Below are 595 nucleotides of genomic sequence, written 5' to 3' on the forward strand. Positions count from 1 at the left end.
CGGTCCGGCCCGTTGATCAGGAAACCGCTGTCCGGGGCGGCGGAAAAGGCCGCGTTGATCTGACCGGCGCGGTCCAGATAATCATGCACCCACGCCGCTTCCAGACGCCCCTGAACGAACATTCCGTCGCCCAAATCCTGCTGATAGGCGACCCGCCCGCCAAGGCGAGAGGACAGGCTGTGTTCCCGGTCATCCTCAACCCGCAAGTTGGCAAGACCGGCGCCGGTTTCCGTAAAGCCATCCCGATGCAGCCAGCCATAGCGGACCCCGGCAAACGGTGTCACCGACACCCCGTCCCCAAGCCCAAGGCCATAGCCCACTTCCAGATCGGAGGAGAGATCGAGCGCCCCATAATCGGCCCGGGCGGTTTCCCGCGTGGCGCCGACAGTGACAGTGCGATCCGCCTCAATCCGGTGCAGGCCACCGCCGGCCACCCCGTCCAGATACAGCGATCCCGCCTGCCAGCGGCCATAGGCGGCCAGTTGGTAACTGTCCACATGGGTATCGCCAGAGGATGACGCCAGCGTCCGGGTATAGGACCCGGCCCCGCCCAGCGTCAGGGATGGCAATACTTCCAGATCCGCACCTGCACTCA

Annotated in this window: 1 protein-coding gene; it reads right to left on the minus strand. The window is 65.4% G+C overall.

Annotation, left to right across the window (positions count from 1 at the left end; translation table 11 throughout):
• Positions 1-595, minus strand: a 595-nt coding sequence (locus tag QQJ79_RS15830) for an autotransporter outer membrane beta-barrel domain-containing protein (protein ID WP_284223891.1), incomplete at both ends; no start/stop codon positions are given.

It is taken from the genome of Brevundimonas denitrificans, from assembly GCF_030160755.1.
GTDB classification, from domain to species: domain Bacteria; phylum Pseudomonadota; class Alphaproteobacteria; order Caulobacterales; family Caulobacteraceae; genus Brevundimonas; species Brevundimonas denitrificans.